Origin of the sequence: Aliidiomarina sanyensis, from assembly GCF_003987175.1 — a bacterium.
GTDB lineage: Bacteria > Pseudomonadota > Gammaproteobacteria > Enterobacterales > Alteromonadaceae > Aliidiomarina > Aliidiomarina sanyensis.
Map to the genome: position 1 here is coordinate 251,065 of NZ_PIPM01000003.1, position 26,154 is coordinate 277,218.

24 protein-coding genes and 1 other RNA gene are annotated in these 26,154 nt (G+C 52.4%); 6 read left to right on the forward strand and 19 right to left on the reverse strand.

Annotated elements, in window-relative coordinates; genetic code table 11:
* Window positions 1–109: 109 nt before the first annotated feature.
* The 15 genes from cysN to CWE11_RS04970 form a co-directional block, all read right to left on the reverse strand.
* Complete coding sequence (cysN, locus tag CWE11_RS04905) at window positions 110–2,026, reverse strand: sulfate adenylyltransferase subunit CysN (RefSeq protein ID WP_126776475.1); 1,917 nt, start codon at window positions 2,024–2,026, stop codon at window positions 110–112.
* Window positions 2,026–2,949 (reverse strand): sulfate adenylyltransferase subunit CysD, encoded by a 924-nt coding sequence (gene cysD / locus CWE11_RS04910; protein WP_126776476.1) that lies wholly within the window; start codon window positions 2,947–2,949, stop codon window positions 2,026–2,028. The genes cysN and cysD overlap by 1 nt, the downstream gene beginning before the upstream one ends.
* A gap of 14 nt (window positions 2,950–2,963) precedes the next feature.
* Window positions 2,964–5,066 carry a DNA polymerase III subunit gamma/tau gene (gene dnaX / locus CWE11_RS04915; protein ID WP_126776477.1) on the reverse strand — a complete coding sequence of 701 codons (2,103 nt, stop codon included), beginning with the start codon at window positions 5,064–5,066 and terminating at the stop codon, window positions 2,964–2,966.
* Between the two features lie 43 nt (window positions 5,067–5,109).
* Window positions 5,110–5,667 (reverse strand): adenine phosphoribosyltransferase, encoded by a 558-nt coding sequence (locus CWE11_RS04920; protein ID WP_126776478.1) that lies wholly within the window; start codon window positions 5,665–5,667, stop codon window positions 5,110–5,112.
* Window positions 5,667–6,044 carry a response regulator gene (locus CWE11_RS04925; protein WP_126776479.1) on the reverse strand — a complete coding sequence of 126 codons (378 nt, stop codon included), beginning with the start codon at window positions 6,042–6,044 and terminating at the stop codon, window positions 5,667–5,669. Before CWE11_RS04925 ends, CWE11_RS04920 begins: the two co-directional genes overlap by 1 nt.
* A gap of 102 nt (window positions 6,045–6,146) precedes the next feature.
* Complete coding sequence (locus CWE11_RS12035; RefSeq protein ID WP_157981289.1) at window positions 6,147–6,317, reverse strand: hypothetical protein; 171 nt, start codon at window positions 6,315–6,317, stop codon at window positions 6,147–6,149.
* An 85-nt stretch (window positions 6,318–6,402) separates the two neighbouring features.
* Entirely contained in the window at window positions 6,403–7,716 is a 1,314-nt protein-coding gene (locus CWE11_RS04930; protein WP_126776480.1) for a tetratricopeptide repeat protein, read from the reverse strand.
* Window positions 7,717–7,719: 3 nt separating this feature from the next.
* Window positions 7,720–8,331, reverse strand: coding sequence for an energy transducer TonB (locus CWE11_RS04935; protein ID WP_126776481.1), 612 nt, complete (start codon window positions 8,329–8,331; stop codon window positions 7,720–7,722).
* Between the two features lie 2 nt (window positions 8,332–8,333).
* Window positions 8,334–8,735, reverse strand: a complete 402-nt coding sequence (locus tag CWE11_RS04940) for an ExbD/TolR family protein (protein WP_126776482.1) — start codon at window positions 8,733–8,735, stop codon at window positions 8,334–8,336.
* Between the two features lie 12 nt (window positions 8,736–8,747).
* The gene (locus tag CWE11_RS04945; protein ID WP_126776483.1) at window positions 8,748–9,275 is read right to left on the reverse strand and encodes a MotA/TolQ/ExbB proton channel family protein; all 528 of its coding nucleotides are present in this window, start codon (window positions 9,273–9,275) and stop codon (window positions 8,748–8,750) included.
* Between the two features lie 3 nt (window positions 9,276–9,278).
* Complete coding sequence (locus CWE11_RS04950; RefSeq protein ID WP_126776484.1) at window positions 9,279–10,646, reverse strand: MotA/TolQ/ExbB proton channel family protein; 1,368 nt, start codon at window positions 10,644–10,646, stop codon at window positions 9,279–9,281.
* Window positions 10,643–11,431: a DUF3450 domain-containing protein gene (locus tag CWE11_RS04955; protein ID WP_126776485.1), complete on the reverse strand. Its 789-nt coding sequence runs from the start codon at window positions 11,429–11,431 to the stop codon at window positions 10,643–10,645. Before CWE11_RS04955 ends, CWE11_RS04950 begins: the two co-directional genes overlap by 4 nt.
* A 576-nt stretch (window positions 11,432–12,007) precedes the next feature.
* Window positions 12,008–14,821 (reverse strand): TonB-dependent receptor, encoded by a 2,814-nt coding sequence (locus tag CWE11_RS04960; RefSeq protein ID WP_126776486.1) that lies wholly within the window; start codon window positions 14,819–14,821, stop codon window positions 12,008–12,010.
* A gap of 451 nt (window positions 14,822–15,272) precedes the next feature.
* Window positions 15,273–15,554, reverse strand: coding sequence for a primosomal replication protein PriC (gene priC, locus CWE11_RS04965; protein ID WP_126776487.1), 282 nt, complete (start codon window positions 15,552–15,554; stop codon window positions 15,273–15,275).
* Window positions 15,555–15,648: 94 nt separating this feature from the next.
* Window positions 15,649–16,737, reverse strand: a complete 1,089-nt coding sequence (locus tag CWE11_RS04970) for a tryptophan 2,3-dioxygenase family protein (RefSeq protein ID WP_126776488.1) — start codon at window positions 16,735–16,737, stop codon at window positions 15,649–15,651.
* A 216-nt stretch (window positions 16,738–16,953) separates the two neighbouring features.
* Between CWE11_RS04970 and ffs the strand changes: the two genes are divergently transcribed.
* Both ffs and CWE11_RS04980 read left to right on the forward strand, forming a co-directional pair.
* An RNA gene (gene ffs / locus CWE11_RS04975) (signal recognition particle sRNA small type) lies at window positions 16,954–17,050 on the forward strand.
* Between the two features lie 69 nt (window positions 17,051–17,119).
* Window positions 17,120–17,863, forward strand: coding sequence for an enoyl-CoA hydratase-related protein (locus tag CWE11_RS04980; protein WP_126776489.1), 744 nt, complete (start codon window positions 17,120–17,122; stop codon window positions 17,861–17,863).
* 66 nt (window positions 17,864–17,929) lie between these two features.
* On the opposite strand, the gene CWE11_RS04985 is transcribed toward CWE11_RS04980, so the two are convergent.
* Complete coding sequence (locus CWE11_RS04985; protein WP_126776490.1) at window positions 17,930–19,024, reverse strand: ketoacyl-ACP synthase III; 1,095 nt, start codon at window positions 19,022–19,024, stop codon at window positions 17,930–17,932.
* A 128-nt stretch (window positions 19,025–19,152) separates the two neighbouring features.
* Here CWE11_RS04985 and CWE11_RS04990 point away from each other — a divergent pair, with 128 nt between their 5' ends.
* From CWE11_RS04990 to CWE11_RS05005, 4 genes are all read left to right on the forward strand, one after another.
* On the forward strand, window positions 19,153–19,743 hold the full coding sequence (locus CWE11_RS04990; RefSeq protein ID WP_126776491.1) for a YajG family lipoprotein: 591 nt from the start codon (window positions 19,153–19,155) through the stop codon (window positions 19,741–19,743).
* Between the two features lie 36 nt (window positions 19,744–19,779).
* Window positions 19,780–20,385 carry a peptidylprolyl isomerase gene (locus CWE11_RS04995; protein WP_126776492.1) on the forward strand — a complete coding sequence of 202 codons (606 nt, stop codon included), beginning with the start codon at window positions 19,780–19,782 and terminating at the stop codon, window positions 20,383–20,385.
* 3 nt (window positions 20,386–20,388) lie between these two features.
* Entirely contained in the window at window positions 20,389–22,029 is a 1,641-nt protein-coding gene (locus tag CWE11_RS12140) for an AmpG family muropeptide MFS transporter (protein WP_126776493.1), read from the forward strand.
* A gap of 458 nt (window positions 22,030–22,487) precedes the next feature.
* Window positions 22,488–23,387: a ketopantoate reductase family protein gene (locus CWE11_RS05005; RefSeq protein ID WP_126776494.1), complete on the forward strand. Its 900-nt coding sequence runs from the start codon at window positions 22,488–22,490 to the stop codon at window positions 23,385–23,387.
* Here the strand turns inward: CWE11_RS05005 and ribBA are convergent.
* From ribBA to nrdR, 3 genes are read right to left on the reverse strand one after another with little or no spacing between them, the layout of a single operon-like run.
* A complete protein-coding gene (gene ribBA / locus CWE11_RS05010; protein WP_126776495.1) occupies window positions 23,371–24,486 on the reverse strand; it encodes a bifunctional 3,4-dihydroxy-2-butanone-4-phosphate synthase/GTP cyclohydrolase II in 1,116 nt (371 codons plus the stop codon). The two genes, CWE11_RS05005 and ribBA, sit on opposite strands and share 17 nt — an antisense overlap.
* Window positions 24,487–24,524: 38 nt before the next feature.
* Window positions 24,525–25,700, reverse strand: coding sequence for a bifunctional diaminohydroxyphosphoribosylaminopyrimidine deaminase/5-amino-6-(5-phosphoribosylamino)uracil reductase RibD (gene ribD, locus CWE11_RS05015; protein ID WP_241971729.1), 1,176 nt, complete (start codon window positions 25,698–25,700; stop codon window positions 24,525–24,527).
* Window positions 25,690–26,139 (reverse strand): transcriptional regulator NrdR, encoded by a 450-nt coding sequence (gene nrdR / locus CWE11_RS05020; protein WP_126776496.1) that lies wholly within the window; start codon window positions 26,137–26,139, stop codon window positions 25,690–25,692. The genes ribD and nrdR overlap by 11 nt, the downstream gene beginning before the upstream one ends.
* Window positions 26,140–26,154: the final 15 nt, after the last annotated feature.

Below are 26,154 nucleotides of genomic sequence, written 5' to 3' on the forward strand. Positions count from 1 at the left end.
TAAACAACAAAGTGGGCGTAATGCTACCACAAAACCATCCAGATGTTGCCAACGCATGTTCCGTAACGGAGCGTTGGGGGCAGGCCGCGCCCAACATGGTTGGCCACGATTATGTTTGGGTTAAGATGCCGCGATTCACCAACGCTTGAAATACCTGCTCTACACAGTCCTCAATCGAGTCCTTGGCGGGATACAAGTGGACATCCGGTGCAACCGGCGTCTCATAGGGTGAACTGATGCCGGTAAAGTTTGCAATTTCTCCCGCACGGGCTCGCTTATACAGATTCTTTGGGTCTCGCCGTTCACATTCTTCGAGCGGCGTATCAACAAAGACTTCGAGGAAATCCACCGCCTCGCTCAAATGTGCCCGCACCGTTGCGCGATCCTCAGTAAAGGGTGAAATAATTGCAGCGTTCACGATGATTCCTGCATCGGTCAGCAACTTGGCAACCTCGGCGGTACGCCGCACATTTTCAGAGCGGCTTTCCGGGGTAAAACCAAGATCTTTGTTCAAACCATGGCGCAGGTTATCCCCGTCAAGCACAAAACTCTGGCACCCCATATCAAACAAGCGACGGTCTAATGCGTGCGCAAGGGTGCTCTTTCCAGAACCGGATAGCCCAGTAAACCAAACCACGCAGGGGCGATGTCCTCGCACTGCAGCTCGTTCATGGGATGTCACCGAAGGCACATGCCAACGAATGTTCGCATTCGGATTCCCTTCAACGTCTGATTGCCCTGCCGCGGCTGGAGTTGACGCGCTTCCCGCACGAGGCAACGCCCGTTGCACCATCCCGGCGGCCACCGTTTGCCCGGTTGTGTTATCTACCAGAAGAAACGCACCAGTCTCTCGATGGCTCACATAATCATCAAAAGCGACAGACTCGGCACAGCGCAGATCCACGACGCCAATGTCATTACAGGACAGCATCACCGCCGGAACTTCAGCAAACGAATTCACATCAATTTGATGGTGCAGCCGTTCAACGCGCGCACGCGTCTGTTTAGTCAAAAACTGCAGCGTAAACTGAGCGCCGGGTTCCAGGGGTCGAGCAGCAAACCACAATACACGCGCTCGCAACCGATCACTTAGCTGACTCAAATGTTGCTTGTCGACCAGCAAGTCACCGCGGCTCACATCGAGTGCATCAGCGATACACAGGGTGACCGATTGAGGTGCTTGTGCTTGGCTAAGTGACTGCTCGCCAAGCCGGATGTCGGTAATCCGTGAGACCGCTCCAGTACTCATCAAGCGAATCGAGTCACCCACCTGAATCGACCCCGAAGTGATACGCCCTTGATATCCCCGAAACGACGCACTTGGCCGACTGACTCGTTGCACCGGAAAGCGGAAATGCTCACCGGCGCGGGCTTGCTGCACGTCAATCCCGTGCAAATAGTGCAACAGCGGCTGTCCGCGGAACCACGGCATCTGCTCGCTCGGATGAACCACGTTATCCCCCGTCAGCGCACACATCGGGACAAAACGCACGTCGGGAATATCGAGCTGACCAATGAGAGCGAGGTAGTCTTGCTGAATCTGCTTATAAACAGCTTGATCGAACTGCACCGCATCCATCTTATTGACCGCCACAATGACATGTTGAATGCCCATCAGCGCACAAATAAAACTATGCCGACGCGTCTGTGTTTGCACACCAAAGCGCGCATCAATCAAGATCACCGCGACATCACACACCGAGGCAGCAGTGGCCATATTGCGGGTATATTGCTCATGCCCCGGCGCATCGGCGATGATAAATTTGCGGGTATCCGTGCTGAAATAACGATAGGCCACATCAATGGTAATGCCCTGCTCACGTTCCGCCTCGAGGCCATCCACCAGCAACGCAAAATCTAGACCGTCTCGTTGTGTGCCAATCCGTTTGCTGTCTTGGGTTAGGCGGGTGAGTTGGTCGTCGTAGATGGATGCCGTATCGTAGAGTAATCGCCCGATCAGCGTACTTTTTCCGTCGTCAACACTGCCGCAGGTTAAGAAACGCAACAATGCTTTTTCGGTGTTCACTAAAAGTACCCCTCGCGTTTCTTCTGCTCCATCGCATGCGGTGAATCGGAATCAATCAAGCGCCCTTCCCGCTCCGAAACTCGGATATGGGCCATTTCCTCAATAATTTCGGCCACCGTCGTTGCATCCGATTCAATTGCCGCGGTCAACGGATAACAACCGAGCGTCCGAAAACGGACTCGCTTAAGGACAGGTTGTTCGTTTTCGAGCAGTGGAAAGCGATCGTCATCAACCATAAACCACTTCCCATCACGCTGAACACAGGGACGTTCTTTGGCAAAGTAAAGCGAGGGAATGGCGATATTCTCAGCTGCGATGTACTGCCAAATATCCTGCTCCGTCCAATTAGACAGCGGAAAAACTCGGAAGCTCTCACCGGGACCACACGCCCCATTGAAAATACCCCACAATTCTGGACGCTGGTTTTTCGGATCCCAGCGCTGCTCACTGTTGCGGTGTGAAAATACGCGTTCTTTAGCACGCGAGCGCTCCTCATCACGGCGCGCACCACCAAACGCCGCGTCATAAGCGCCGCGTGCGAGCGCTTCCCGCAACGCTTGGGTCTTCATAACGTCGGTATAACGGGCACTGCCATGGCTAAAAGGAGTGAGACCATCCGCTTGACCTTGCGGCTGCGTATACACGTGCAGATCCAAACCAAACTTTTCCGCCGTGGCATCCCGAAAAGCAATCATCTCGCGGAACTTCCAAGTGGTATCAATGTGCAGCAACGGAAATGGCAGTGGCTCTGGAGCAAATGCTTTGCGAGCAAGGTGCAAAAGGACCGAAGAGTCTTTACCGATCGAATAGAGCAAGACAGGGTTCGCCATTTGGGCGACAACTTCCCGAAATATCGCGATGGCCTCACTTTCCAGTTGTGCGAGGTGCGAGAGCGATTGATTTACTGATGTCGAGTCACCCATGATGCCACGCTCACTCAATCGTCGGAGGGCCGCACATCAGAAATCACCGCATCGAGCTGTTTGCGCAGCACGGTAATATCTGGATGTTCGGAAGCACGTTGTTCTGCGCGCTTTTGGCGTTGCGCATCGATTTCCTGTTGAATTTGAGCAGGTGTTTGCTCCGGGGTACCAAACTCAATCACGAGTTCGCGACCCGCGAGTGAGTCCGCAAGTAACGTATGAAATGCGGCGTGCATGCTGTCGTTGAGCAGCATACGTTGTGATTCATCGATCAGTAGAACCCCTTTGTCGGAAGTCCATACTGAATTAAGCAGAACCTGGCGTGACATCCCCGTCAACCCGCTATCATCAATGCGAGCGCTCCATCCATCAATCTCGCGCGCGAACCGCGTCTCAGGCGTCGCCGATGAAGCATCCGATGATGTGGGTTCCGTGGGTGAAATCGGTTCAGAACGCTCGGTCTCGTCGGGAGACGAGGCTGATGGCTGCGCATCAGGTTCTGGAACAGACTCCGCCGGTATGTTCGCAGATTGTGTTTCGACATGTCTCGCACGCGGTGGCGCAGTCGCTGCGGGTTTTTCTTGTTGTTCCGGCGTAGAAGCCCCTCCGATAGAAGGCTTTGCCCGCCGCCGCGCAGCTATTTGTTCACGCGTGGCGAGGAGCGACTTAAGATCCGTTCCTTCATGACTTGGAGGATACCCTTCCTTCGGCAGAGGAGCTGAAGGCGGTTGCGCTTCGCGCTGCTGTGCAGCGTCGGCTTCCAGATCACGCTGCTGCGCATCCAACGATGCAATCTCCGCCTCATCCAAGCCATCGTAGTCCTCATCGGCATCCGAGTCAGCGGCATCAAGCCAAGCAGGAACGTCTTCTGCAATTTCTGAGGGAGGCGTATTTGGCTTTGCGGGCTTTGTGGGCTTTGTGGGCTGTGCGGGCTCTACGGAATTGACCGGCTTGGAACTGTCACTGTTTTTTTTTTCGGTTTCAGCTACGCCGCTTGACTGCGCAAATTGAGGCAATGCAGCCCCCGCAATGTCAGGCCGGAATGCGAGTAAACGCAGGAGGGTCATTTCAACGCAGGATAATGCATCCGGTGCAAACGGCTGTTCTTTGCGCCCTTCGACGACCAGCCGATAGAATAACGACCAAGTGGCAGAAGGCACAGCCTGAAGCAGCTGCTGAATAGCCTCGCGATGCGGCGCAAATTCTGCGTCAAGGTAGTCTGCAGAACTGTGGGCTAACGCTAGCTGATGCAACGCATTCTGCAGTTCGGGGAGGAGCGCACCGATATCCGCCATCTTATCAACAAGACGCCGGGCATGTTCAATGACCTGTGCATCCTCACCGGCTAAAATGTCACGCAGCAATTGCAGTACATTATGTGGATCGATACGGCCCAACATCGCTGCCACTTGGCTCTCATGAACCGCCTGATTTCCCTGGGCAATTGCTTGATCTGTGAGACTTAACGCATCACGCATCGACCCCTGTGCAGAACGCGCAAGTAGCTGCAATGCAGCGGTATCATAGGGAATCTGCTCGGCATTCAGGATATGCGCCAATTGGGTTTCAATCTCATTGCGCGTCAAGGCACGCAGATGGAACTGCAAGCACCGCGACAATACGGTAATCGGCAGCTTGTCCGGATCCGTGGTAGCGAGGAGGAAGATAACGTGGGGTGGCGGCTCTTCTAGCGTCTTCAACAGGGCATTGAAGCTGTGCCGCGATAACATGTGCACCTCATCAATTAGGTACACTTTGTAACGGCCTGAGGTTGGCCGATACTGAACGTTCTCAAGGATTTCACGGGTGTCTTCGACTTTTGTTCGGGACGCCGCGTCAATCTCCATTAAATCAACGAACCGACCTGCTTCAATGTCGACACAGGCGGAACATTCACCACAAGGGGTCGCAGTAATACCGGTCGCGCAATTCAATGAGCGAGACAGAATACGCGCAATGGTGGTTTTACCAACCCCGCGGGTGCCGGTCAGGAGGTACGCGTGATGGAGGCGCTGATGGGTAAGGGCATTACTCAACGCCTCAAGCACATGCTGCTGCCCCACCACTTCGGAAAAGTTACGTGGCCGCCATTTCCTTGCCAGCACCTGATAACTCATGCGTACTCCGGAAGATTAAAATAATTGGAACACAGCTTCGCAGTTATGCGTCAAAAGAGCAAATTGCAAAGCTATTTACACCGATACTATCGAGCGCTTTTCGACCATTCAAATAAAGCAGCTCGCACACGAAGGCGGCTTCATAAATTTGTGCCGGGGTCTTGCGCACCAACTCCACGGCAGCACTCATGGTGCCACCGGTCGCCAGCATGTCATCCATAATAATGACTTTGTCGCGCACCTTCAGACCATCTTTGTGCAACTCGAGGACGTCATCACCGTACTCGAGCATATAACTCGTGGAGAAGACTTCCCGTGGCAATTTGCCGGGTTTACGAATCAGGGTAAGGCCCACGCCAAGCCGGTCCGCGAGCGCGGCGGAAAAAATAAACCCGCGTGCCTCGATTGCGACAATCTGGGTGATTCCGACATTTTCATAGCGCTCAGCAAACAAATCAATGCTGTTCCGGAGCGCACGTGCATCTTGCAGCGCCGGTGTAATGTCACGGAAACGGATCCCTGGCTGGGGGAAATTCTCAACCGGTGTAATCCGGCGAGCGATATAACTGCTGCGCATATCGGCAGCGACATAATGAGTCATTAGGCTACGTCACGTGGTGATAGTTGTTTTAATTTACCCAAGAGTTCGCCTGCATTGAGCGGCTTTCCAAGGACATGATTTGCCCCGAAACGCTGTGCTTTATCGCGGATCTGCTCTGGCTCTGAGGTCGTCATAAACAGAATGGGCGTCTCGCTGTACTGTTCTTCATCGCGAAGATTCTTCACCAGCAACAAGCCATCCATCAGCGGCATTTTATGGTCAATTAAGACCACGTCATAACATGTCCTGCGCGCCTGATTGAGTCCATCAAGTCCATCAACGGCGACGTCGACCTGATAGGGAGTCTGTTCGAGGATCTCCAAAATATGGTCGCGCGTCCGTGCGTTATCTTCAACCAGTAAAAGCGATAATGCCATGTCTTCCTCATATTACAAATAGGTTTGTCGCCACTTAAGGAGAAAGTGTCCGACGAAAGCTTTCGGGCAGAAAGGCCACGATAAGCGGGGTGTGAAACGTTATTACGCGCCAGTAAATAGGCTTATAACCCGCAGAACAACGGGCAGCAACGCGATGCCTACAAAGGCGACGGCTGCAATAATTAAGTGTTTGACGCGTGTTGGTTCTTTAAATTCGCCATGATCGGCCATCTTGGCTGCTCCTCGTACAACGTAATCGGGGGTGGCGATCATATCTGATCCTGAAAAATTTAGAAAGTTCCCAAAAAAAACCGGAGCACGAGGCTCCGGTTTGTTTTTTCAAGGATTTCGTTCGACGTTAGCCGCCAACGCTTTGACCACGGCGCTCTGCCGTATCCTTAATGTACGCCGCCCAGTTTTCTGCATTGCGACGAGTGCTTGACCAACGGGTCGCACGATTCGCAGCATCATAGGCTTGACGGTACTGGTTGCTGTAGAAGTATGCTTCTGCAAGTGACATGTACAGACGACCTGCATCTTCACCTGACGGCAGCAAGCGAATCGCTTCCTGGAACGCCGGTGCTGCTTCGCGATAGCGCTCAGCCAACAACAGTGCATCGCCAATCCGACGGTAGAAGTCCTGATTCGCACTGGTGTCGTCTGACGCTTCAATCGCTTTGCGATAGGCATCAGCTGCACGACGGAACTCTCGAGATGCGTGATACGCACGCGCTGCACTTGAGAAGTTCTGAGGTGTACCTGAAATCTGACCGCGATCGATGTGACGCATCATCACTTCAGCAGCATGGAATGGAATTCCGTTGTTCGAGAACAACTGAACCAACGCACGGAAATCATTCTCACGCTCTAGATACCCAGCATCGTAAGCGATGCGCATGGTCGCAAGAGCACGATCATAATTTTCATCAAGCATGTAGAACATGCCAAGCTGGCCCCACCATTGCTTTTCTTCCGGCAGCGCTGTAATTCCGCGCTCGAGCGCGTCAATAGCGCCTCGCACGTTATTACTTTCGTAATGCGCCGCAATCATCAGCAAATACGGGTTCCGGTTTGGACGGTCCATATGCTGCAGTGCTTTCTCAGCAAAGTTCACCACCATATTGTAGTTACGTAGCTCCATGTGAGCTGATGCCATACGAATCAAGACATCAGGCTCCCATTCACCGACGAACTTCAGGTAGCGCTCAAAATACTCGAGTGCTCTGCGATAATCGTCCTGCGTGAGGTATAGGTTACCCAACAACTGCAAGGACGCACGTTGATCGTTCCAACCAAGTACATCAGGCTCAATGGCGGCACGCAGATTCTCGATCGCCAGTGAAGGCGCACGAGGATCATCTTCCAATGCCGCATACATTGCACCCAAGAAGCGAGCAACGTATGCACGGTCGTAGTCGGTTCGCACAGTCGCGCCTCGAAGCGTCTCAATCGCCCCACGGACGTTGTCTTCTTCGTACTGCTCGAATGCGTCCATAACCCGACGCGCTACACGGTCCCCGAGCGCTTGAGAGCGACGGTTATCCCGTTGACGTTGCACTTCCTCTTGCGACGGGATCGTAAAACCCACGTCTTGAGCAGTGACCGGTGCGGATAGTGTCAAACCCATTGCCACGACCGCAGCACACAAGATCATTGTGATACGTGTTTTCATGAGTTAGTTCCCATCCATTGTGAAGTCTAGCTGAACCGTCAGGCCTTCTTGGCGCTGTGGACGACCGTCCACAACCCGCGGCGCATAACGCCAACGTGCCAAAGCCCGGCGAGCTTCTTGGTCGAAAATACGACGCGGTTGTGACTCAATCACTTCGATGTCTGTCACGCCGCCCGTCTCGTCGATCGTAAAGCGCAAGCGTACCCATCCTTCAATGCCGTCTCGTGCCGCCGCAGGCGGATAGCGAGGCTCAACCCGAACAATCGGTTGTGCATCACCATCTCGGCTTAACGTACCAGGGCCTTCAAGACCCGTGGTCGCTGAACCAAGATCGACACCGCCAAGATCCATACTGAACGACACTGCATCATCTGATGCATCCGGTTCGGCCTGAGGCGTCTCCGGTGGTTGTTCAGGTGGCTCTGGTGGTGGTGGAGGCGTCCGACGACGCGTATCCACATCCTGCTCCGGCGGAGCACCAACAATATCAATCCGAGTTGGGGGCTCAGGCGGATCGTTCCGCTGCGCCCCTCCACTGATTAGATATGCCATAAAGACAAACAGCAGAAAGGTAACAGCAGCGCCTATTAGTATTGATACTAAGATGCGCACCATAATTAATCGTTCTCCGCTGCAATTGAAATTTGGGCAATGCCTGCTTCTTTAATCTGGTCCATCACGCGCACCACGATTCCGTGACGAGCGCCTTCATCAGCCTGAATCACCACCATATCGGTTGGTTGTTCTGCCAATAGACGTTCCAGGTTAGCGGCAACCCGCTCGATATCGACCTGACGGCGATCCATCCATACCTCACCGTTTTCACGGATAGCGATAAAGATGTTGGCCGAAGGTTTCTGCGTCGCTTGTGAAGCCTCAGGACGATTTACATCAATACCTGCTTCTTTCACGAACGAAGTCGTTACGATAAAGAAGATCAACATGATGAAGACGATGTCGAGCATCGGCGTCATGTCTAGTGTTGCCTCTTCTTCTTCGCGTAAACGTTTACGTGCCATAGTATGTCTCTCTTAATGATGTGGCATGCTGTCAATGAGCTGTTCTTTTGCTGCTTTAATCCGCGCGTCAAGGCGCTGAGCAAAGAACATTCCGGACAGTGCTGCCACCATTCCCGCCATAGTCGGAATCGTAGCCATAGAAATACCGCCAGCCATCAGACGTGGGTTACCTGTACCTTGAACCGCCATAATTTCAAATACAGCGATCATACCGGTGACCGTACCAAGCAGTCCGATTAACGGACAGATGGCAATCATCGTCTTCAGCACTAGCATCCGCGCTGAAAGTTTCTCGGACGCTTCGGAAATCCATGCTTCACGGATTCTATGTGCGTACCAGGAGGTGGTGTCTTTGCGAGTGTTCCAGGACTCGAGGATGCGTTTCCGCTCTTGCGGAAACACACCAAAGAGATACCAGGCGCGCTCAATCATAACAATCCACATGATAAGTAGCGCAAAGAACACAAGGTATAAAACGTCACCACCTGTGCCAATAAAATCCCTGACAGTTTCCCATAGTCCCATCAGGTACAATTGCATGGCTTACGCTCCCTTCTTCTCAGCGTGAGAAGCGACAATACCAGCAGCCTGCTCATCCAAGACGTGCAGGATAGATTTGCTCTTCGAAGCCACAATTGAGTGGATAACGATAAGCGGCAGTGCTGCAATCAGACCCATCGCGGTGGTTACGAGTGCCATCGAGATGTCACCTGCCATGATACGCGGGTCACCGGTACCGAACAGAGTGATTGACTGGAAGGTACCGATCATACCAACAACCGTACCTAACAGACCCATCAGAGGCGCAATCGCTGCAAGGATCTTTATAATGTTTACACCAGACTCGATCTTCGGCGTTTCACGCAGAATCGCTTCGTCTAGTTTCAGCTCAAGGTTTTCCGCGTCTGTGCTCGGGTTCTCATGGTAAACCTTCAGGATACGACCCAGTGGGTTGCTACTTGAAGGATTATCCGTGTTCTTCAACTGACGACGGATCGCGCCACCTACAGCAGTCAGAGTGACCAACTTGTAGATTGCGATAATGAAACCAAGAATTAGGACAACCGTGATTGCATAACCAACGGTCTGACCTTGGTGATACCGTTCCATCAGAGTCGCGCGCTGAGTCAACAGGCTCAAGATCTGGCCACGTGATGGGTCAACATACACGCCCGCATAACCTGAAGTTGTATCTTCGAAGTTACGTGCTGCACGCAAAATGTAGCCCGCTGGCTGACGACCGATAGGCTGAACTTGACCTGTTGAGTCATTGAACAGCAAGTATTCACCACTTGAAATCAGGTTAAATGCACCGATACGGATGATATCGCGAACTTCTGAACCGCCGTCTAGCAGAGTCACTTCGCCTTGATAGCGCGCTACTTTGCCTGATTCGGTCATTTCAGTAAGAAGTGCAAGCCACAGTTCTTCAAGTTCGTCGATGCTCGGCAACTCACGCGCCTGAGACAAACTTTCAAGAACTTGGTGACGTCCTGGGAATTGTGCGCTCACGATAGAGGTCGAGATACGACCGATCGTGTCTGACGCAGCACCCCGGATTACACCGAAGATTTCACCAAGCGTTCCAACCATGTTATCGAGTTCGGTTTCTTTGTTACCGATATCGATTTCATTTTGCGCATAACGCTCTTGCAAACGCTGGCTGCGTTGCTCTTCGTTGCGCAGGTCTTGTTGCGCTTGACGCAACAACGCTTGCTTATCTGCACGGTCGTCCATAAAGCGACGCTCGCGCTCTTGGTCAATGCGTTGTGCCGCAGCACGCTGCTGTTGAACCAATTGGAGAAGTTCATCAAGTGAACGTGCTTCCTGTGCTGAAGCAGAGAAAGCAGCTGAAGCCGCGAGGGTTACCCCAGCGACGGCAATCATCAAATTCTTCATTACCTTTTTCATTCTGCACTCTCCGCGGCAAAGATTGGCAGACGCACGACGTCATACGCAGTTTGACGACGAGACATCCGAATGGCCTGAGTCAATGGGCTCAGGAACGAATCTTCGACACGCAACCACTCACGGTTGTCGTTATCCCACAACCATGCGTTACGCATATCCAGTGACTGTGCCATAAAGGCCACACGACCCATATGGAAGTAGTCCACTGCGATATCTTGGCCGCCGTATTGGAGTGTGCCCTGATAGGCAACCAAGCCAACACCGTAGTCCATTTCGATCTGATATGCTTCGACGATCTGACGGAACTTCTCAGAATCCGTTACATCAGAGCGAGTCATAATCTCACGCAGACGCTCAACTCGACGTTCCCGCTGCTCGCGGTGAATCGGAATATCCAGCTGAACGAACTCGTCCAGAGCATCAATCATTTTGTACATCAGAGGAACAACGCCTTGACGTGTTTCTTCGATACCGTCGATCTGACGCTGCAACGACTCGAGCTGTGCGTTTTGATCGTCGATCAGACGCTGCACGTGGTCGTTATAGAGCTTCAGAGCTTCGTATTGAGCAACGACTTGGCGATAGTCCGCCAGCAGCTCACGGCTTTGCTCAAAGAGAGAGTCAATTCGTTCTTGAGAAGCAGCCTGAGCGCGTGCAGTTTGCATATGCTCCGACTGTAACTGAGACAAGGACGTGTTGCTTGCAGCAGCAACGCTAACCCCTGTCAGCGCCATCACACCTACCACGGCGGCAGCGATTTTGCTTCGTTTGATTACTGTGGTCATAGTTCCCAACCAATTTGACTAAACTTCATCCATTGCGGTTAACAGGTAAGAACGCACAGAAGGGCGTCGCCTGGTAATGCTCAGGACCCAGTTGTGTGAGTGATGAAAAAGATTTTCTACACCAAATATACGCTATTTTCTAAAAATAGCATTGCCTGAATACTCCCACGAACCCGCGGAGTGTGTCAACCGGGCATTTTTGACAAATTTGTGACGGCGGTGTCTATGCAGACTTACCATGAGGAAAGTAGCGGTTCTTCCAACCCGAGGGCAGTAGCATAACCAAGAAAGAGCGATTTTTTAATTAGTTTTCGTGAATTTTTATCACTACACACGCTTTAATAGACCGAGGCACCTTCGAGAAGTTCCTTTTGAGGGTTTACCCCCAGAAACTGTTGCAGACTCAAGTAATTGAATTGCATGAAAATTTGCTGATGCATATTTATTTAATTAGCGCTTCCCCTACCCCGCACCAAAGATTGACGGCCAGAATAAAAAAACGGCCCTCAGGAGAGGGCCGTTTGACGATATGACTTATTGGTCATACCTGTACATCACATTTCTTAAGCGCTTGGCTTAGAAGCGTTGCGTGTAACGGAAGTAAGTGATACGTCCGAACGCGTTGTACAGGTTGAAGTTGTAGGCACGTCCACCGAACGAACGCAGTTGCGGCTCTTTCTCAAACACGTTCTGAGCACCAACTGACAGACGCGCATCCCATGGAGCATTCCAAGTCAACTGAACGTCGTTGGTTACCCAAGTTGCGACACGGTCATCAGGATTGGTAGAGCTTTGCTGACGGCCGATGACATTCATGTTCCACGAAATGTCGAAGTCGCTGATGCTGTACACGTTTTGCAACGTTGCACGATACTTCGGATCACCGATTTCACCTACGAAGCTCTGACCACCGTCGATCTTGAATGAACGCGTGTACGCCCACTGCAAGTTTTGACGAAGTGCACCGTACTCACCAAAGTCAAAGTTGGTCCGCGCGTTGAAGTCGAAACCTTCGATATCGATTGAACCGTCGTTACCGTAACCGGCGTTCACGTCGATGATTGGGTTAACTGGTGAACCAGCTGGAACCTGTCCTGCAAAGCTTACGTTCGGGTTCCGGTTTACACCCAGACCTGCTGGGATTGGCTGACCCAGACGCTCACGGTTCAACAACGTGGTTGCACCGAAGAACGCGATACGGTTGGTGATTTCCACTTTCCAGTAATCGACTGAGAAGTTGAACCAATCCAGTGGCTGATACGCAACACCGATTGAGTACTGCTTCGATTGCTCAGACTCAAGGTCAGGGTTCGCTTCAGTCAGCTGACGTACCTGAACAGAACAGGTCGCAGGTGCAGAGAAGTTCAAACAGGTTGCTGGGTCAGAAACCGCAGGGTTACCTGAAGAAGGCTGCTGCGTGATGATATCCAGCGTTGGTGCGCGGAAACCTTCACCGTAAGAACCACGAACCAACAAGTTCTCTAGCGGAGTCCAGCGGAAGCTCACTTTTGGTGAGAAGTCTGAACCGTAGTCAGAGTAATCATCGAAACGTGCTGCGAAGTTCAGTTCGAAGTCATAAGTAACTGGAACCAAGATCTCTGCATACGCTGAAGTCACGTCACGTGAACCACCCGCAGAGTTACCTGCAGAACCACCTACCACGCCTGCTTCTGACAGCGCGTCGTATTGGTCAACGTAAGTTTCTTCACGATACTCAAAACCAACAGCGGCTTGGATCATGCCCGCACCGAATTCCATCACGTCGAATGATGCTGAACCGAACGCTTCGCGCTGCTCGAACTCAGATACACGTGAGATGGTTACGTTCATACCGTTAATCAGAGCTGCATACGCTTGCCGCTGAGCTTCAGACGTGTAACGTGAGCCTAATGGATCGCGTAGGTCATAGTATACACCGCCAGCCGCTTCGCGCTGGTTACGCTGCGACACAGTGATGTTGGTGTTGACGTCAGCTTGCGAACGGAGCAAGTAGTTGTAACCGATGTCAAATACTTTTGAACGGCTAGTACGAGCGCCGAAGTCTAGGTCAACTTCACCCACACGGCCAGATGCACCAAACATCAGGTCAGTTGAGTAGTTGTCAACGTAGCTGTCACGGTTACCGATTGATGCGAAACGGTGCCAGTATTTCAGGTCACGGTTTCCTGTTACCCGTCCGCCGATGACGTTACCGTCTTCGTCAGTCCGCGCAACCACGGTGTTATCACCTGGGAAGGTGGTCTCCCCTGCCAACCATGCATTATATGCATCCAAACCGATATTGCGGCCTTGGTTGAAGTAAGTTTCGTTGAACAACTCACTTTCTGGGTTGGTTGGGTTATTCCAACTATTCGCATTCAGCTGCGATCCTGGATCGTTCAATGAAGGCGCGTAACGACCGAAAGATTTCGCTTTCGAGTAGCTCGCGTTCATGAACACAGTCCAGTCATCGTTTACGTCGTGCTCAGCTTTCAAGAACAGACCTTGGTTACCAGTAGAAGCTTCGTTCGCGTTAGTCGCATTGAAGTTATATTGACAACCTACCAGACTGGGATCCGCTGCCAAAGGAACGGTGCGGAAGTTGACTGTGTCCGCACAGGTTTCTGGGCTCACCGCACGGAAACCACCTGAGTTGTCAGTCTCAGTAATGTTATTACCGTAGATTGAGTTACCCGGCTGTACCCATGGGAAGTGACGCTCAAAAATGATGTCACGGCTGTTGAATGAGATACCACCGATGATCCGGGTCGTGTCGCTTGAAGAACCGAATACGATAGAACCTTCTTCACGGTCGCCGCCCGTCTCTGGGATGCTGACGCGTGATTGACCGTAACGAGCTTCAACGCCGTTGAAGTCGCGACGAGTTACGATGTTGATTACACCACCGATTGCATCAGAACCGTATACCGCAGATGCACCGTCAGACAGGATTTCGATACGCTCAACAGCAGCCATTGGTACAACGTTCAAGTCTTGGCTAGAACCAGTAGAAGGTGAAGTCGGCAGACGACGACCATCTAACAGAACCAAGGTACGTGAAGAACCCAGACCACGTAAGCTTACAGTAGAAGTACCCTGTGCAGCGTTACCTGACTGTGGACGGAATGAACCAGAAGTGTTGAAAGTTGTGTTACGAAGCAAGTCAGAAACAGAAGTTTCACCTGACAGGTCAATCGCCTCACGGTCGATGACGGTAACTGGCAGAGCACCTTCCATATCTGTACGCTGGATACGAGAACCAGTAACCTGGATCCGCTCAACGCGCTCAGCTGTTGCTTCTTCTTCTTGCTGCTGTTCTTGAGCGCTGGCTACGCCAGTCACCGCAGTTGCAGCAGCACCAAACATTAATGCTAAGCGGATAGACTTAGCCAGTTTATTATTGGTGTACATGTATTTTCTCCCTGGATCACTTTTTGTGATTTTTAGGTTTATTGCGCACAAAGTTCTCTTTGTACTTCTGTTAGGAACGCAAATTTACATCCCAATCGTTTCGATACTAATGCAAAAAAAACAGGGGGGCAACACCTTAAACGTACGAATTGTCACAATTTTGTGCATAGCTTTGCGAAGTGCAAAAACGTGCGGAAAACGTGTCAAAAACCCTGCCGAAGCCAGAAAACATGATATTTTTATTGTAATTTCAATGTATTAAAGCAGCCTAATGCCATTTCGGGAGTTTGATCCGAGGATTTTACTCGCTCGAGCTCGCACAGCGCTTTTGTTCCCTGACGACCCGAATATAGCAAAGAGCATACCGGATGCAAGGCATTTTAACAAAATATTGTAACGAATGTAGGATTTTTTCGAAGAGCGGGTCAGAGGTCAGCTGAGTTTCCCGTATTTAGCGGGGTTCATCGCGATAGAGTGCTTGGACAAGAGCCATCAATTGGGCCTCCACGACTTCACGGATAAAATCATACGTCGGTGCACTCTCGGGCGTACGCGCCAGTGTGCGGGCATTGCGCTCTGCCTCCGCAAGATAATCTTCGACATGAAGAGTCCGCGTCTTGAACAAGGTCGCTTCGAACCATTCTTCACGCAGTTCCGGTGAACGCATCCGCGCCCGTTCCCGCAACCGGGCGAAGACAGCGTTCGTTTTTTCAACTGTATCAAGAGATTCCATTAACTTCTCCTTGTGTAACCAACGCAGCGTGACCGTAGCCAACGCACCGCGTTGGGTGTAAGGGTTGAAAGCAAACCCCAACGCGATGCGTTGGCTACGATGCGCTACGACGTAAACTATCCTTTACAGATGCCGGCAACGGAGGCAATGCAGCTTTCGGTAATAGGTACGTCGCTAAATTCATAAAATCCGCAAAAATACGGTTCTTCTCTGTGGTGCGCTTGAGATACTCATGCCCACTGGAACCACCCGTACCAATCTTCGAGCCCAACATCCGCTGCACCATCATCGCATGACGATAGCGCCATATGGTCAGCTTCTCGTCAATATCAACCAGTGCGCTCAAGACCTGGTACGGCAGGTTAAACACCGGCTCCTCGCGATACATTTCTATAAATAAAGCGGCTTGCATCGCTGGCTGCGACAGTCGTACCCGTCCTTCCTCCTGCATGCGCGCATATCGGCTCGCGTCAAACAAACCAGCAAAGTTCTCGGCAGTTGCTTCGAGTTCTTGCAGCTCTTGTGCCCGCTCCGTTTCACTTAATAAGGTGTTTCCTTCGACTATCTCGCGGTCCGCTTCAATCTGAAGATGAATCGCTTGCTGGTAATGTTTCCAAAAACTAAAGTCGTTCGTTTCGAGGAAAGGCATCCGAGCCAACCAGGCGTCGACTCGCTCAAACAGATCAGGCTGATCTTCGAGCGATTCCAAAAACGCGCGGTCTTCATCGTTAATGCGGTTGTAGAAAGAAGCCTGATCAAACGCAATCCGTTTATCTCGCTTCACCCCAAGGCTGATTTCAATTTCTTTGAATTGAATACTCTGAAAGCCTGACGCCGGCACCAAATAGTCCCGAAATTCCAGAAAATCTTGCGCTGTCATGGTCTCCATGACGTCAATCTGGTGATTCAGCAGGTCTTGAATCGTCACGATGCGCTTCAAACGATGCACAACCGTCATCAAGGCCTCATCAGGGATATGTTCTGCACGGAAGATGTGTAAGATGGAGCGCAGTTCATGAATGATCTGCTTGAACCATAATTCATATGCTTGGTGCACGATGATGAATAGCGTTTCATCATGTGCCTCGTCCCCATAGCGTGGACTAACTGGGTGTTGTGAAGACAATAGCTTGTCTAACCCGAGGTACTCTCCATAGTACACCGGTTCTTTATTCTTTTTCATGAGTGCCGATTCTCTGAGTCTGTCGTCTGGTCCGCTGGAAGCAACGACGCCCTGAGACCAGTTTTCCCCCATGCTACGGAAAAATAATCAGAGCGACAATCTTTCTGTGGACCGATCTGCCAAGGATACTCTGACAAACTGTGTATAAAATCAGCAGGCAAATACCTATCCCTTGTAAATGACCGGCCCATCGGGGATAATCCGCCGCGGTGACCCCATTGGTCCCCTCGCGACACGAACCAGCGAACCCGGTCAGGCCCGGAAGGGAGCAGCCGTAGTTGGGGTAGTGTGCGCCGGGGTGTGGCTGGTGGGGTCATCTCTTTTCTTGTGGCCCGACCAGTGCTATGGTGGGCACACGATTCATAGCAAGAAGAGACTTATCATGACTGACGCCTTGGTTCACGTCACAGAGCACGAACGGATTATTCGTATCCATCTTAACCGCCCAGCCAAGAAAAATGCCCTCACACAAGACATGTACCAAACCATGACGGATACGTTGCGTGCGGCGAATGCACGGGATGATATTGCCGCGGTGGTATTTACTGGTGAAGGGGATCTCTTTTGCGCGGGCAACGACCTTGCTGATTTCTTGCGCCACGGTGAGCTCAAATCGGATTCACCGGTCTTCCAGTTCTTAGAAACCATTGCGTCCGTCGACGTTACCTTAGTTGCCGGTGTGCAAGGCGCGGCGATTGGGATTGGAACGACACTCCTCCTCCATTGTGATCTAATCTATGCGGCTGAAGGCACTACCTTTGTGATGCCATTTGTCGATATGGGACTGGTTCCAGAGGCAGGCTCAAGCCAGTTAGTGCCGCTCTTGTGCGGGCATGCGAAGGCAGCCGAGCTACTCCTTCTGGGGGCCCCATTTGATGCCAAAAAAGCGTATGAGCTGAATATCATTAACCAGGTGTTGCCGGCCGCAGGACTCGCCGACCATCTGAATACCGTGGCAGCCGAGTTGGCCAAAAAACCTTTGCAATCGCTACGCCGCTCCAAACGTTTACTCAAAGCCCAACCAGAGCCGATTAACGAGCGCATTCAACGCGAACTGAAAGATTTCCTTCAGGTTCTCGCAAGCCCTGAGACGCAAGCGATTATTGCAGCGAAAGCCAAGCGATAACCGCCTTCGTTCGAGAGCCATAAAAAACCCGCGATTTCGCGGGTTTTTCACGATTGAATACTCGGACTATTTGCCCCGTGCTTCCCACGCTTTCTTTGACCCCTCAAACAGTGGAAGAATCAAATCCAGCGCAGATTGGTCAGCACCCTGCTCCAATTCCATCTGGTTATTTTGCAACGGAGTGACACGGTCGCCCCACACAATCAATCCTGCGCCACAGGTCAAGCCGCCGCCAAACACTGCAGAAATAATACTGTCACCCGGTTTTACCATACCCGTTTCGAGTGCTTCGCAATAAGCAATCGGCAGGGTCGCGGACGATGTATTGCCATATTTCTGGATATTAATCATGGTTTTTTCTTCCGGCACCTTACACATTTTCGCCAGAAAATCGATCAACCGCTTATTGGCTTGATGTGGAATCAGCACGTCAATATCATCGACTGCCAATCCAGTCTCTTTGAAAACACCCTCAACCGCCGCGCTCATTCCTTTCACCGCACGCTTGAAGATTTCCTGCCCCTCAAAATTAAATGGCATGACGCCATCAAACTGGTAGCGATCAAAGCTCATGCCAAAATCCAGTGACAATACATCGCGGGCATCGGCATCACAGGATACTTTTGAACTCAAAAGTCCCACCTCTTTATCAGTAGCTTCGAGGACCATAGCTCCTGCGCCATCGCCAAACAGCACGGCACTCTCGCGTTTAGTCCAATCAAGAATGCGGGTCAAACGCTCAGCACCAATAATGAGAACTTTTTTGTGCATGCCAATGCGGATCGATGAGGTGGCGAAGTGCATGGCATAGAAGAAACTGCTGCAGGCCGCATTCAAATCGAAAGCCGCCGCATTCTTGGCGCCGAGATCTTGCTGAACCTTGGACGCAACATTCGGAATGATCTCATCGGGCGTACAAGTACCCACAATGATAAGATCAATTTCAGCGGGATCTAGATCGGCGGCAGCCAATGCATTGCGCGCCGCAACCGTCGCCATTGCCGAGGTGCCAACCGCGCTTACGCGACGCTCTTCAATTCCGGTGCGTGTGCGAATCCACTCGTCAGACGTTTCCATAAAGGTCGCCAGATCGTGATTCGTCATAATGGCAGGTGGCACACATTTGCCCCACCCGGTTACTTCTGCAAACGCAAGTTTCATGCTTACTACCTTTTCAATTCGTTTTCGCCATTCCACAGCACTGAGGATGACTCGCTGCCCATAATCGTATACCTTATTGCCCGATATCCAAAATATTCTTGGTTGAGCCTTGGTAGGACGTTATCGCAATGTCGAATGCATTCCCCGTCATCCGTACGATAGTTTTTACACTTCCGCTGCTTGCCTTAAGCGCCTGTAGCAGCACCCCGGTCTCCACCCCATCGGCGCTTGCCGTAACGGTGAATACCCCGACGCTCTTGAGCGAAGGACAAGTCGAACTTCGCCCCATTCAGCTCACGGTGCTCGATAGACGAACGCACAATCATATCTTGCGTGTGGAACATAGCCTGGACAATGCGGAGTTTGCCACGTCTCAGACACCGGTGGCTACTCTGATCAGTGAAGAACTCCAGCGCGGTTTATCCGTCGTCGGCCAAGCACAAACACAGCTTACTTTAGTCATTGAGGAAGCATTGATTCGTGCCGTGCGGCGTGGAAATGAGTATGAGGTCAATCACAGCGTGGTATTGAGCGCCCACGGTGTGCGGGGAAATACGCAAGTCGAGGTGGAAATGACGACACGGATGGGTCCGCAAAGCTTCCGTCGACTCGACCATGCTCGGCTTGAGCGCGACTTTAACCGCAATTTGAATGCAACCCTCAATGCACTCATGCAAGAACCCGAACTCAAACAATTTTTACAGGTCGGAACCCCATAACTAGGTTTCGGATTGGCTTCCGAACAGGAGATCATCATGAAAACAATCCTTTCGCTTTCTTTGGCGTTCTGTCTCGCCCTCGTCGCAAGCGCTGCATCGTTCGCCGCGAGCGCGAATACGCAACCGGATAACCTGTATCCAAAAGTACGCTTCGTCACCAGTATGGGTGACATGGTTGTCGAACTGGACCGCTGGCGAGCTCCAAAAACCGTCGAGCATTTCCTTGAGCACGTGGTCAGTGGGAGCTATAACGACACATTATTTAACCGCGTGATTGATGATTTTGTAGTACAAGGCGGAGGGTATAAAAGTAACTGGGATGCCCTGCCCGAAGGTCCAACCGTTATTAACGAGTCGGGAAATGGCTTGCGCAATGAATTTGGCACCATCGCTATGGCGCGTCAACAAGCACCGCATTCAGCCCGACGCCAGTTCTATTTCAATGTCAAAGATAACGACAGTTTGAATCCCAGCCCGCGCCGCTGGGGTTACGCCGTATTCGGTCGGGTAATCGAAAATGCGGAACTCCTTTATGATTTGGCGGCAGTCGAAACCCATACCCACGAAGAAACCGGCTTTCCCGATGTACCGGTCACCCCCATTGTTCTCGAGCGGGTCGAACTCATCCCGGAAGAGAATTAATTCGTGTCGACACCGACAACGCCATCCGGCGTTCCGAAGGGCTGGCTGGATATCATTCAGTTCTACAGCCAGCGCCGTCTGCTGACGATCTTTCTGTTCGGCATTGCCAGCGGCTTTCCTTGGGTCATGATCGGCTCGGCGCTGAGTGCTTGGCTCAACGAACTGGGCTTTACCCGCTCCATGATTGGCTATTTTGGTGCGGTATTTGCGGTCTATTCCGTAAACTTCCTTTGGTCGCCAATCGTTGATCGCGTGCGAGCGCCGTTCCTAAGCGCATGGCTTGGCCACCGCCGAGGATGGATACTTCTCTGCCAACTGGGCATCATCGGAACCTGTATTGCCATTGCCTCGGTCAATTTCCAAACACACCTCACCCTCGCTGCCCTGCTTGCCCTTGGAATCGCGATTTTTTCAGCAACGCAAGATATTGGCATCGATGCGTATCGGATTGATTCGGTTGGCGAAGACGAAGGCAACGTGCAAAGTGCCGGCGCTGCGATGGCCACTGCGGGTTGGTGGACTGGCTTTGCCGGACTCGGAGCGATTCCGTTCTTTCTCTCCGATCTACCCAATTGGGACTGGTCTCATGTGTATTATGTCCTCGCCGGCATCATGGTACTGCTGAGCGCCGGTGTCTGGATAGCCCGTGAGCCGAAAACTCAGCGAGGATTAAAACAACAAGAGGCGGAGCTACATTACCAGCAAATTGCAGCGCGGGAGCCAGGGAAAACCCTTGCGATGACTGGCTTTGCTTTTGCACTGTTAGGCGGCCTTATTTTTGCGATTTCCGGACAAGTAACCGCGTTATCAAGTTGGGTTTCAGATCTAACCGGTGTGCTGATCCCACGCACGCTTTGGGTGCTTTGGTTTATCATCATGCTCGCCTTCTTAACGGGCTTGGTGATGGCCCTGGTGCACCTTCAACGCCAAGCGGAACGTGCTGGGGTTGCTGATTTATTGCCAGTTCATCGGCGCCATCGAATCGCCGCGTGGATCGTTGTGACCATGATTGAACCTCTCGCTGAGTTTTTCCGACGGAGCGGCCCGCGTTTTGCGCTCTCGGTATTACTCTTTGTGCTGCTCTTTAAAATTGGTGAGGCCTTCCTTGGCCGGATGTCGATCGTGTTCTATCAAGAGATTGGTTTTACCAACACGGAGATCGGCATGTACTCCAAGTTGGTCAATTGGTGGGTCACCATCGCGTTTGCTCTGATCGGCAGTTACGTGAATATGCGCTTTGGCATTCTCAAGGGCCTATTTATCGGTGGTTCCGCCATGGCTCTGAGTAACCTGCTGTTTTCAGCACTGGCGTTGACCGGCCCCCACAAAGGGTTATTCCTTGCTGCCGTGATAAGTGATGGGTTTACCTCTGCGTGGTCCACGGTGGCCTTTGTGGCACTGATTAGCTTGCTCTGCAATCGCGCCTTTACCGCAACTCAATATGCACTGATGGCCTCGGTTGGGACGCTTGGACGAACGGTTCTCGCGTCTTACAGTGGCGCTGTCGTGGATTGGTTAGATGGCAACTGGGCGGTGTTCTTTTTCTTAACGACCGTCATGGTTATTCCGAGCTTGCTGTTCCTCTGGAGCATCCGCAAGCCGATTCAACGGCTTGAGGACGAAAGCCGCGCCCAGCAACGCTGACCCCGTAGCCAACGCACCGCGTTGGGTCCCCAGCCCAATCAAGGCTCCCAGCCCGGCGTGGCTCGATACCCCTGCAGAGACGCCGTGAACCCATCCATGGGGGCTTGACTGCCGCATCCATGCGGCAGACACCCTGCAGCGGTATGCAACCCACCCCAGACTTCGCCGATACATCGTAGCCAACGCACCGCGTTGGGTCCCCAGCCCAATCAAGGCTCCCAGCCCGGCGTGGCTCGATACCCCTGCAGGGACGCCGTGAACCCATCCATGGGGGCTTGACTGCCGCATCCATGCGGCAGACACCCTGCAGTGGTATGCAACCCACCCCAGACGTCGCCGATACATCGTAGCCAACGCACCGCGTTGGGTCCCCAGCCCAATCAGCCTGCCAACCTTCAAAACATTGGCTGATATCCTGAATTCCCGTTAGGATATGCAGAGCGAACTAAGGAGAGCACATGGCAAACTGGGTGGTGGTCGGTACAGGTGCATTGGGAACCTTGTGGGCATTAGGACTGCAGCGCGCGCAGCACACCGTACAAATCTATGCGCGCCAAGCAGAGGGAGCGAATATCACTCTCAGCCGCACCTATGACCAAACGACTGAAAGCGCGACCTTTCCTGTCATTCAAAGCGCATCCGAGGCGCCCGCAGACGCCGTTTGGCTCATTATTGTCAAAGCATGGCAACTGGAACCTCTCTTGACCGACCTCCAGCTTCCGCGTCGGCAGCCTGTAATCATCAGTCATAACGGCATGGGTGCGGCGGATGCAATGCTCAGTGAATTCGTATCGGTTTATGATCTGGTCACGACCCACGGTGCCTGGCGACAATCACGCACCCACAGTCTGCATGCGGGGCTTGGGCAAAGTTGGTTCGGTCTGCGACATGCGAAAGAGCAGGAAGACGAAACTCTGCGTACAATACCTGCTCCACCTTGGTTCTCGGATCTTGCAGCAGCGCTTCCGCCACTTCATTGGTGTGATGACATCGAACTGAAACGCTGGGAGAAGCTCGCCATCAACTGTGCAATCAACCCGCTTGCGACTCTGGCAAACGGGGTCAACGGAGTGCTTCGCGATGAAATTTACGCGCCGAAATTGCGCGCGATTTGTGAAGAGATTGCCAACCTGAATCCAAAGCTCGATGCAGATCAACTCCTCACCCAAGTGCGTGAAGTGATTCGGAATACGGCAGGGAATTATTGCAGTATGCTGCAAGACAAGCACGCCAAGCGGCCGACGGAAATTGATTTTCTAAATGGTTTTGTGTGCCGCGAAGGCGAGCGCAAGAACGTCGCCACGCGGACTAATTGCGAACTTGCAGAGCAGATCACTGCGCTTACTTGTCCTCAATAAAATCAATCACTTCTAGTCCAAAGCCAGATAGCGCGGAGTATTTCTTCGGTGAACTCAACAAATGCATTTTGTGGACACCCAAATCCGCAAGGATCTGCGACCCAACCCCGACGTTGCGCGACTGATTGCTCAGGGTAGCCGTCGGGTGCACTTCGCCCTTGTCTTCCTGTTCAAAGAAGCGCACCTGATTAATCAAATCTTTTGGGGTTTGCTGACGGCCTAGCAAAACCAACACGCCCCCTTCATTCGCAATTTTTCGCATGGCCCGATACAGCGGCCAACTGCGTCGGCTTGCCCGTTCGGTAGCCAGTAAGTCATTGAAGGTATCTTGCAAGTGCACACGCACATTGACCGGCTGGGAGCCATCAATTTCACCGCTAATCAGCGCGAAATGCACCTGACCATCCACGGTATCCTGATACGTGACCAGATCAAATTCACCATAGGCCGTTGGCAACTGACATTGTGCCACCCGTTCGATCGTGCGCTCGGTCAATGAACGGTATTCAATCAAGTCCGCAATGGTCCCAATTTTAATGCCGTGCTCTTGCGCAAACTTCTCTAAGTCTGGACGACGCGCCATGCTGCCATCTTCGTTTAGAATCTCAACAATCACCGAGGACGGCTCAAACCCTGCAAGCCGAGCGAGATCGCACCCCGCTTCGGTATGGCCCGCGCGATTCAGCACCCCGCCATCCCGCGCTTTTAACGGAAAAATATGGCCCGGCATTACCAAATCAGTTGGCTTCGCATCTTTTGCAACGGCCGCAAGTACCGTACGCGCGCGATCCGCCGCAGAAATTCCCGTGGTGACCCCTTCGGCCGCTTCAATCGATACGGTAAAGTTGGTCGCATACGGCGAATTATTTTGCCCGACCATGAGCGGTAGACGGAGTTGCTGGCAGCGCTCTTCGGTAAGGGTTAAACAAATCAAACCGCGGCCGTAGCGCGCCATAAAGTTTATAGCCGCTGGCGTCACACACTCGGCGGCCATGATCAGGTCACCCTCATTCTCACGGTCCTCATCGTCCATCAGAATAACCATCTTGCCGCCTTTCATATCTTCAATAATTTCGGCAGTGGTGTTTAAGGTCGACATCGGGACATCCTCGTTTGCGTTCATGTGCATAGAAAAGTTTAGGTTGCAGTCTTCGGGTGCTGCAAGACCAATTTGATATCAGGCCCAACACGTGTGCAGCCCTGAATCTGCCAGGACACCACCGCCTGCATATCAGACACAGTGGGCAAATTCATTCCATTCAAACCATCTGGCCCAAAAAACTTCGGAGCCTGATACAAAATCAAATCATCAACTAAATCGGCTTGGACCAGCGCCCCCGCAAGGCGCGCTCCTGCCTCGACCCACACCGTGTGGATCTGACGCTGCGCCAACTCTGCCATCAATGCATGCAGGTCAATACGCCCATACCCATCGCCTTGGACCACGATCTCTTCAACGTGGTCAGGTAACGTCTGCCCAGATGACTGGGTTCGAATCAACCAGACCGGCGCGCCGTCCTGCAGAAGTTTGGCCGACATCGGAACCTCAACACGGGCGTCCAACACCACCCGGACCGGTTGGCGTACCGGAAAATCGCCGTACACGCTCCCTTCTGGAAACTGTTCGGGACGAACGTTTAACGTTGGGTCATCGAGCAACACGGTCCGTGCACCAGTTAAAATGGCCCCCGCTTCGGCACGTCCAAGTTGCACGTCCGCGCGTGCTTCGGGACTGGTCACCCATTTGCTCTCGCCATTCGCGAGCGCAATCTTCCCATCTAAGGTGGTGGCCAGTTTCAGTAAAACCAAGGGCCGCTGTTTCTCCACCCGTGTGAAAAACCCACGACTCACTGCGTAAGCCTCATCCTCACACAACCCCACATCCACCTGAATTCCGGCATCTTTCAGGCGCTGAATGCCTTGTCCCGCGACCTCTGGAAACGGGTCGCGCATTGCCACCACCACACGCGACACACCCGCTTCAATCAACGCATTGGCACACGGCGGAGTCCGGCCAAAATGACTACATGGTTCCAGCGTGACGTAAGCGGTCGCTCCTTTGACCTTTTCACCTGCCGCTCGCAATGCATGGACTTCGGCATGCGGTTCACCCGCACGAGCATGATAGCCCTCACCCACGATCGCATCGATCCACGCGCTCTCAGTAGCCTCCATGCGACCCTCGGCACTGCGAACGATCACACAGCCAACATTCGGATTTGGATGGGTGGTAAAACGACCATACCGCGCCAGCATGAGCGCGCGGCGCATGTAGAAGAAATCAGCGGGGGAGAAATCGAAATTAGTCGTCAAGACGGGCGATCTCCTCGCCAAAGTCTCGAATGTCTTCAAATGAGCGGTACACCGAAGCGAAACGGATGTAAGCAACCTTGTCGAGTTGCTTGAGCTGTTCCATGACAAGACCACCAATCAACTTGCTGGACACTTCCCGCTCACCGGTTGCACGTAATTTGGATTTGATCCGGTTGATGGTCTTCTCCATCGCCTCAAGGCTCACCGGGCGCTTTTCCAAAGAACGCAGCAAGCCGGCTCGGAGTTTGTCTTCGTTGAACGGCTCGCGGGCCCCATTGCTTTTGATCACACGGGGCATCACGAGCTCAGCACTTTCAAAGGTGGTGAAACGTTCTTTGCATGCATTGCACTCCCGGCGCCGGCGCACAGACAAGCCATCCGCGACCAACCGGGAATCAATGACTTTGGTGTCTTGCTCATTGCAAAACGGACAATGCATACACGTGCCTCAGTT

Bases quoted from the DNA above. Each gene is read 5' to 3' on its own strand.
- CWE11_RS04925 (WP_126776479.1), bottom strand. From the start codon at position 6,044: ATGGCATTATCGCTTTTACTGGTTGAAGATAACGCACGGACGCGCGAC.
- CWE11_RS04980 (WP_126776489.1), top strand. From the start codon at position 17,120: ATGACTGACGCCTTGGTTCACGTCACAGAGCACGAACGGATTATTCGT.
- cysD (WP_126776476.1), bottom strand. From the start codon at position 2,949: ATGGGTGACTCGACATCAGTAAATCAATCGCTCTCGCACCTCGCACAA.
- ribBA (WP_126776495.1), bottom strand. From the start codon at position 24,486: ATGTCGACCTTAAACACCACTGCCGAAATTATTGAAGATATGAAAGGC.
- dnaX (WP_126776477.1), bottom strand. From the start codon at position 5,066: ATGAGTTATCAGGTGCTGGCAAGGAAATGGCGGCCACGTAACTTTTCC.
- CWE11_RS04920 (WP_126776478.1), bottom strand. From the start codon at position 5,667: ATGACTCATTATGTCGCTGCCGATATGCGCAGCAGTTATATCGCTCGC.
- CWE11_RS04950 (WP_126776484.1), bottom strand. From the start codon at position 10,646: ATGAAAAAGGTAATGAAGAATTTGATGATTGCCGTCGCTGGGGTAACC.
- CWE11_RS05005 (WP_126776494.1), top strand. From the start codon at position 22,488: ATGGCAAACTGGGTGGTGGTCGGTACAGGTGCATTGGGAACCTTGTGG.
- priC (WP_126776487.1), bottom strand. From the start codon at position 15,554: ATGGAATCTCTTGATACAGTTGAAAAAACGAACGCTGTCTTCGCCCGG.
- CWE11_RS04930 (WP_126776480.1), bottom strand. From the start codon at position 7,716: ATGAAAACACGTATCACAATGATCTTGTGTGCTGCGGTCGTGGCAATG.
- CWE11_RS04960 (WP_126776486.1), bottom strand. From the start codon at position 14,821: ATGTACACCAATAATAAACTGGCTAAGTCTATCCGCTTAGCATTAATG.
- CWE11_RS04940 (WP_126776482.1), bottom strand. From the start codon at position 8,735: ATGGCACGTAAACGTTTACGCGAAGAAGAAGAGGCAACACTAGACATG.
- CWE11_RS04935 (WP_126776481.1), bottom strand. From the start codon at position 8,331: ATGGTGCGCATCTTAGTATCAATACTAATAGGCGCTGCTGTTACCTTT.
- CWE11_RS12035 (WP_157981289.1), bottom strand. From the start codon at position 6,317: ATGATCGCCACCCCCGATTACGTTGTACGAGGAGCAGCCAAGATGGCC.
- CWE11_RS04985 (WP_126776490.1), bottom strand. From the start codon at position 19,024: ATGAAACTTGCGTTTGCAGAAGTAACCGGGTGGGGCAAATGTGTGCCA.
- CWE11_RS04955 (WP_126776485.1), bottom strand. From the start codon at position 11,431: ATGACCACAGTAATCAAACGAAGCAAAATCGCTGCCGCCGTGGTAGGT.
- CWE11_RS04970 (WP_126776488.1), bottom strand. From the start codon at position 16,737: ATGAAAAAGAATAAAGAACCGGTGTACTATGGAGAGTACCTCGGGTTA.
- CWE11_RS04995 (WP_126776492.1), top strand. From the start codon at position 19,780: ATGAAAACAATCCTTTCGCTTTCTTTGGCGTTCTGTCTCGCCCTCGTC.
- CWE11_RS04990 (WP_126776491.1), top strand. From the start codon at position 19,153: ATGTCGAATGCATTCCCCGTCATCCGTACGATAGTTTTTACACTTCCG.
- nrdR (WP_126776496.1), bottom strand. From the start codon at position 26,139: ATGCATTGTCCGTTTTGCAATGAGCAAGACACCAAAGTCATTGATTCC.
- CWE11_RS04945 (WP_126776483.1), bottom strand. From the start codon at position 9,275: ATGCAATTGTACCTGATGGGACTATGGGAAACTGTCAGGGATTTTATT.